This window comes from Streptomyces sp. NPDC060027 (assembly GCF_042737005.1).
Classification (GTDB): Bacteria; Actinomycetota; Actinomycetes; order Streptomycetales; family Streptomycetaceae; genus Streptomyces.
In genome coordinates, this window is record NZ_JBHWVI010000356.1 from 1 (window position 1) to 5685 (window position 5685).

General features: G+C 67.7%; 4 protein-coding genes. 2 read left to right on the forward strand and 2 right to left on the reverse strand.

Translation table 11 applies throughout. The annotated features are described in order from the left end of the window. Positions 1–117 precede the first annotated feature (117 nt). Positions 118–1464, reverse strand: coding sequence for an MATE family efflux transporter (locus ACFWBT_RS41345; RefSeq protein WP_385709497.1), 1347 nt, complete (start codon positions 1462–1464; stop codon positions 118–120). 450 nt (positions 1465–1914) lie between these two features. On the opposite strand from ACFWBT_RS41345, the gene dnaB reads away from it, so the two are divergent. Further along, entirely contained in the window at positions 1915–3390 is a 1476-nt protein-coding gene (gene dnaB, locus ACFWBT_RS41350; RefSeq protein ID WP_266760565.1) for a replicative DNA helicase, read from the forward strand. A 113-nt stretch (positions 3391–3503) separates the two neighbouring features. Here dnaB and ACFWBT_RS41355 read toward each other — a convergent pair whose 3' ends face one another. Beyond that, positions 3504–4070: a dihydrofolate reductase family protein gene (locus ACFWBT_RS41355; RefSeq protein WP_385709501.1), complete on the reverse strand. Its 567-nt coding sequence runs from the start codon at positions 4068–4070 to the stop codon at positions 3504–3506. Positions 4071–4301: 231 nt separating this feature from the next. Between ACFWBT_RS41355 and ACFWBT_RS41360 the strand changes: the two genes are divergently transcribed. Next, positions 4302–5685, forward strand: a 1384-nt coding sequence (locus ACFWBT_RS41360; RefSeq protein WP_385709504.1) for a serine hydrolase domain-containing protein, incomplete at its 3' end; no start/stop codon positions are given.

The following is a 5685-nucleotide window of genomic DNA, read 5'->3' on the forward strand; positions in this document are numbered from 1 at the left end:
CCCCGAGGGGTGCGGCCCTTCTGCGTCTCACGAGCGCGTTCTCGCGCGTTCTCCGTGGATGACCGGGCTCGTCGTTTCACGTGAAACCCTCGTTTCACGTGAAACGGTCGGCGTACGTCAGCGCGTCGCGCCCGTGACGATCCAGCGGCCCGAGCGAGAGCGCAGCCATAGCGTCAGCATCCGCATGGTCATCATCAGGGTCATCGCTCCCCAGAGCGCGGTCAGCCCGCCACCGAGGAAGGGGACGAGCAGGGCGACGGGGATGAAGACAGCCAGCGTGATCAGCATGGCCCAGGCCAGGTAAGGCCCGTCTCCCGCACCCATCAGGACGCCGTCCAAGACAAAGACGATCCCGCAGATCGGCTGGGAGACGGCCACCATCACCAGAGCAGGCAGCGCCGCGTCCTGCACGCCCGCGTCGCTGCTGAACAGCGGAAGGAACAGGGGGCGAGCCGCTATGACCAGCAGACCGAGCACGACTCCGGTGACGACACCCCACTGCACCATGCGGCGGCATGCCTCACGGGCGCCTTGGGCGTCATCGGCGCCGAGATAGCGCCCGATGATGGCCTGACCCGCGATGGCGATGGCGTCGAGCGCGAACGCGAGCAGGCTCCACAGCGACAGGATGATCTGGTGGGCCGCCATGTCGGCGTCCCCCAGCCGGGCGGCGACAGCCGTGGCGATCAGGAGGATCGCCCGGAGCGACAGCGTACGGACGAGCAGGGGAGCTCCGGTCTGGGCACTGGCTCGTATCCCGTTGGCATCCGGACGCAGGGAGGCGCCGTGCTTCCGGGCTCCGCGGATGACGACGTTCAGGTAGACGGCGGCCATGCCGCACTGAGCGATGACGGTGCCCCAGGCGGAGCCGGCGATGCCGAGATCGGCGCCGTAGACAAGGACGACGTTGAGAACCGCGTTGGCGACGAAGCCCCCGACGGCGACGTACAGCGGGGTCCTCGTGTCCTGGAGTCCGCGCAGTACGCCGGTGGCGGCCAGCACGACGAGCATGGCGGGAATGCCGAATGCCGAGATCCGCAGATACGTCGTCGCGTACGGAGCCGCGGTGTCGGATGCGCCGAACAACTCCATGAGGGAAGGTGCCGTGGGCAGTACGACGGCGATGACGACCGCGCCGAGGAGCAGGGCGAGCCAGATGCCGTCCATGCCCTGGCGGATCGCGGCTCGCAGATCGCCGGCGCCGACTCGGCGGGCGACTGCGGCCGTAGTGGCGTAGGCGAGGAAGACGAAGACTCCGACAGCCGTCATGAGGAGGGCCGAGGCGATGCCGAGTCCGGCCAGCTGCGCGGTACCGAGATGACCGACGATGGCGCTGTCGGCCATCACGAAAAGAGGCTCGGCGACGAGTGCGCCGAAGGCCGGAACGGCCAGCGCGACGATCTCTCGGTCGTGCCGGCGCCGGGCGGCCTTGGGTACCGCGGGAGCCTGTGTCATGAGCACCAATCTAATCTTCCACAGGTAAGAGATGCAATGCGCAAAGGCCCCTTACTCTCTGTTGGGTGGAGCGTGTCGCGGTGCACCGTTTGCAGCGATCTTGATCCGACCGAGGAAGTTTTTCTTCTGCACAGCCGGTGGATGGGAAAAGGCCAGGTCAGAGCAGGTTCCCCGGAAGAGGTGAGGGCTTGTTCACAGGGCTGTCCACCGGGTCGTGCACAGGTTTTGTGGAGTTCTCCACAGCATCGGGGCCGTCGTCCACATGGCCTGTGGATAACCAGATTGGCTGACGGTGCCCGCGGGCCTAACGTGGTGCGGCGCCCGTTCTCTCCTCCGTCCTCGGAAACCACGCAAAACCGACGCGTGAGAACCGGAGTTGGGCAGCTCAGTTGTCAGTGCCGTGCCGTAGAAATTAAGGGCACTGCTAGGTCCGCTCCGCGGACGGGAGGAGGTGGCTCGGTGAGTATTTCCGAGCCCTTGGACGACCCCTGGGCGGACAGTGGTCCCAGTGATCGTCTGCCCTCGTCCCGCCGGCGTGGGAGTGGCGGCCGCGGCCGTGACGAGCAGCACGACCGTGACCGGGACAACGGCTCATGGGAAAGCGGCGGCTCGTCGTTCGAACGGGTACCGCCGCAGGACCTCGACGCCGAGCAGTCCGTCCTCGGCGGCATGCTCCTGTCGAAGGACGCCATCGCCGACGTCGTCGAGGTGCTCAAGGGCCACGACTTCTACCGGCCGGCGCACGAGACCATCTACGGAGCGATCCTCGACCTGTACGCGAAGGGCGAGCCGGCCGACCCCATCACGGTCGCGGCCGAGCTCACCAAGCGGGGTGAGATCACCAAGGTCGGCGGTGCGCCCTATCTGCACACGCTTGTGCAGACGGTCCCGACCGCGGCGAACGCCGAGTACTACGCGGAGATCGTGCACGAGCGCGCGGTCCTGCGCCGCCTGGTCGAGGCGGGCACACGCATCACGCAGATGGGTTACGCGGCCGACGGCGACGTCGATGAGATCGTCAACAGCGCCCAGGCGGAGATCTACGCGGTCACCGAGCAGCGCACCACCGAGGACTATCTGCCGCTCGGCGACATCATGGAGGGCGCGCTCGACGAGATCGAGGCGATCGGATCGCGTTCGGGGGAGATGACCGGCGTACCGACCGGCTTCACCGACCTCGACTCGCTCACCAACGGCCTGCACCCCGGCCAGATGATCATCATCGCGGCTCGTCCCGCCATGGGTAAGTCGACGCTGGCCCTGGACTTCGCCCGAGCCTGCTCGATCAAGCACAACATGCCCAGTGTGATCTTCTCGCTCGAAATGGGCCGCAACGAGATCGCGATGCGCCTGCTGTCGGCCGAGGCGCGCGTGGCCCTGCACCACATGCGGTCCGGCACGATGACCGACGAGGACTGGACCCGGCTTGCCCGTCGTATGCCGGACGTCTCGGCCGCGCCCCTCTACATCGACGACTCGCCGAACCTGTCGATGATGGAGATCCGTGCCAAGTGCCGCCGCCTCAAGCAGCGCAGTGACCTGAAGCTCGTGATCATCGACTACCTCCAGCTGATGCAGTCGGGCGGCAAACGCTCCGAGAGCCGCCAGCAGGAGGTCTCCGACATGTCGCGAAACCTGAAGCTGCTGGCCAAGGAGCTGGAACTGCCGGTGATCGCGCTGTCGCAGCTCAACCGTGGCCCCGAACAGCGCACGGACAAGAAGCCCATGGTCTCCGACCTGCGTGAGTCCGGCTCGATCGAGCAGGACGCCGACATGGTCATCCTGCTTCACCGTGAGGACGCCTACGAGAAGGAGTCCCCGCGTGCCGGCGAGGCCGACATCATCGTCGGCAAGCACCGTAACGGTCCGACGGCCACGATCACGGTGGCCTTCCAGGGTCACTACTCACGCTTCGTGGACATGGCACAGACCTGATCCGGCGCCCTTGTAGGGACTCGCGGCTGATGTCGTAATCTCACGGGCCGTGTCGTACCGATGTCGTAGTCGTATAAGACATCACCGTGAGACTGGCGCGGGGGTGCTGCTGCTCAGCGCCTCGTCTCGTACCTGGTCAGGATCACGCCGCAGGGAAGCGTCCGCGACTCCACCAGGTTCAGGTTCACCCAGCTGTCCAGCGCGGTGAAGAACGGCGTACCGCCGCCCACCAGGACCGGATGGGCGGCGATCACGTACTCGTCGATCAGCCCGGCCCGCATGGCCGCCCCGGCGAGCGTCGCGCCGCCGATGTTCATGGGGCCGCCGTCCTCGGCCTTGAGCCGGGTGATCTCGGCGATCGCGTCGCCGGTGACCAGGCGGGTGTTCCAGTCGACCTTGTCGATCGTCGAGGAGAACACCACCTTCGGCGTGTCCCGCCAGTTCCGCGCGAACTCGATCTGGGCCGGGGTGACGCTGGGCTGCTGGTCGCCGGTCGGCCAGTAGGAGCTCATCGTCTCCCACAGCTTGCGCCCGTACAGCGACAGGCCACTCGCCTGCTCGTGGTCGAGCCACCACTGGAACAGTTCGTCGCTCGGCAGTCCGCTCCAGCCGATGTCGTCGCCGGGCGCGGCGATGTAGCCGTCCAGGGTCAGGTTCATGCCGTAGATCAGTTTCCGCATGGCGCCAGCTTTCCGTGAGTCGGTCTTACGCGTACAGACCGGCGCGGCGCGGGAAACTCATCGGTGCGCGATCTGAGACTGATCTTGGGTGACATCGCGGTGAGACAACAGAGAACCAGCAGGTCACAGAAGATCGACATGTCGTCGGCGGCGAGACCCTACAGGCGCCCTGCGGGGCCGCCTCGGGTTAATCCGCTCGACGTTCGGTGGCGGGACGGGTGGACTGGTGTCATGACGACACCCCACGATGATCTCCTTCCCGGCACACGCCGAGCCCTGCTGCACCGTATTGCCGTCGCGCAGAGCGAGGGACGGGCGCCGTCGCTCGTAGCGACGGTGGTCCGAGGCGGGAAGGCGGTCTGGAACGGGGCGCGGACCTCGGTGGACGGTCACGGGCCGGACGAGAACGTGCAGTACCGGATCGGCTCCATCACCAAGACCTTCACCGCCGTTCTCGTACTGCGCCTGCGCGACGAAGGCGTCCTGGACCTCGGTGACCCGCTGGAGAAGCATGTACCCGGCACCGGAGCGGGGGAGGTCACCATCTCCCAACTGCTCGCACACACCGGAGGGCTGGCCGCCGAGTCGCCCGCGCCGTGGTGGGAGCGCACACCGGGCTCGCTGCGTCCCGAACTGTCCGACGTCCTGGGCGAGCAGCCGTTCCGGCACCCGGTCGGCCGGCGGCACCACTACTCGAACCCCGGCTACACGTTGCTCGGAGCGCTGGTCGAGGAGCTACGCGGCGCCCCTTGGGAAGAAGTGCTGCGCCGAGAGGTTCTGGAACCGCTCGGCCTGCACCGTACGAGTGGTCACCCGCAGGCGCCGCACGCGGGGGGATGGGCGGTCCACCCCTGGGCGGACGCGATGATGCCCGAGCCCGCGGAGGACCTCGGGCGGATGGCTCCGGCCGGGCAGCTGTGGTCCACCACAGGGGACTTGGCCCGCTTCGCCGTCTTCCTCACCCAGGGCGACGACCGAGTGCTGAGCGCGGAGTCCGTGAGGGAGATGCGTGCGCCCGCCGCGCCGCCCGAGACCGCGGAACTGGCTGCGGGGTCTTCCTACGGGCTCGCCCTGCAGATCGCGCACCGTGACGGCCGAACTCTCGTAGGACACGGGGGCTCCTTGCCGGGCTTCGTCGCCGGATTGGTGATCAGCGTGGAGGACGACGTGGCGGCGGTGGTGCTGTCCAACTGCACCTCAGGTCCGCCCGTGTTCACCGTCGCCGCCGATCTGGTGCGGATCGTCGCGGAGGCGGAGCCCCGGATTCCCGAACCCTGGCGCCCGATGACCGAAGTCGACCATGACGTCTTGGAGTTGGCGGGTCAGTGGTACTGGGGGACTCAAGCCTTCGGGCTGCGGCTGCCGGCCGATGGGGGGCTCGTGCTGGGCCCGCTCTCGGGTGTCGGCCGGGGCGCGCGCTTCAGGGCGAACGGGGACGGGACGTGGACGGGGCTCGACGGCTACTACGCGGGCGAGCTTCTGCGGCCGGTACGGCGGCCTGACGGCTCGGTGAGCCATCTGGACCTCGGATCGTTCGTGTTTACGCGTCAGCCGTACGACGAGGAGGCTCCTGTGCCCGGTGGAGTGGACCCTGAGGGCTGGCGAGGCATTCAGT